Genomic DNA, 997 nt, shown 5'->3' with positions numbered 1-997 from the left:
GCTTTAGCAACTTCTTCTGTCGTCATGCGTGAGAAGTAGTGGCTCGTGTCGATGGTTTGGAGTTTGGCCAAGACATCCGCATACTCGTAGCGGGTGCCAACCAGCAACTCTTCGATATCGCTGACATCACCAATCCCAAAGAAATCCCCATAAATCTTGATAGACTCGATAACGGACTTCTCTGTCTTGATGTAGCTGGTGATTTTCCCAGCGTCATAGCGGACGTTGCGCTCGACTGTATAATCTGGCGTTTCGCCAAAGTTCCATTCCCAAGTCGCAAACTTGGTGTCACGAATGTCCTGAATCTTAGCCAGTTCCTCATCTGAAAAGACATACTCGGTCATGTCTGGGTATTCTTTTTTCATTTGAGCGAGAATGGCATCGCTGAACTCTTGTACCGTAATTTTTTCTGGCAATTCATTGTTGATGTTGGTCACGCGGGCACGAACCGATTTGACACCTTTTGACTCGATTTTATCCTTCGATACCTTGAGCGCATCGCCAAGGACGGTCATGTCCACATCAAACAACAGACAACCGTGGTGCATCATGCGACCTTTGTAGTAGGCTTGAGCGTTTCCACAGATTTTTTTGCCATCGATTTCGATGTCGTTACGCCCTGTGAAGTTGGCCTCCACACCGAGATTGGCCAACGTGTCAATCACAGGCTTGGAGAAAGTTTTGAAGTCAAAAGCTCCCTCATCTGCCTTATTTGAAATGATGGTGTAGTTGAGGTTGTTGAGGTCATGGTAAACCGCACCACCACCTGACAGACGACGCACCACATGGATACCATGCTTGTCGGTGTATTCCTTGTTGATTTCTTGAATAGCGTTTTGGTGCTTGCCGATGATGATGGCTGGTTCATTGATCCACAGGATAAAAATTTCATCTTCATTGACCAGCTCGCGAAAGGCATAGCTCTCCAGAGCGATGTTGTAGGCAGGGTCATTGGACGTATTGACGATGTATTTCATGGCATTCTCCTTGTTAGAAA

The 997-nt window shown here is 46.6% G+C and carries 1 protein-coding gene; it reads right to left on the bottom strand.

Features of this window, described 5'->3' with window-relative positions; all coding sequences use genetic code 11:
• Window positions 1-977 (bottom strand): lipoate--protein ligase (locus ACERC8_RS09925; RefSeq protein WP_373659700.1); only part of this gene is annotated, 977 nt, incomplete at its 3' end.
• Window positions 978-997 lie beyond the last annotated feature (20 nt).

It is taken from the genome of Streptococcus sp. E29BA, from assembly GCF_041807805.1.
Taxonomy (GTDB): Bacteria; Bacillota; Bacilli; order Lactobacillales; family Streptococcaceae; genus Streptococcus; species Streptococcus entericus.
This window is presented reverse-complemented; position numbering and strand designations above follow the sequence as displayed.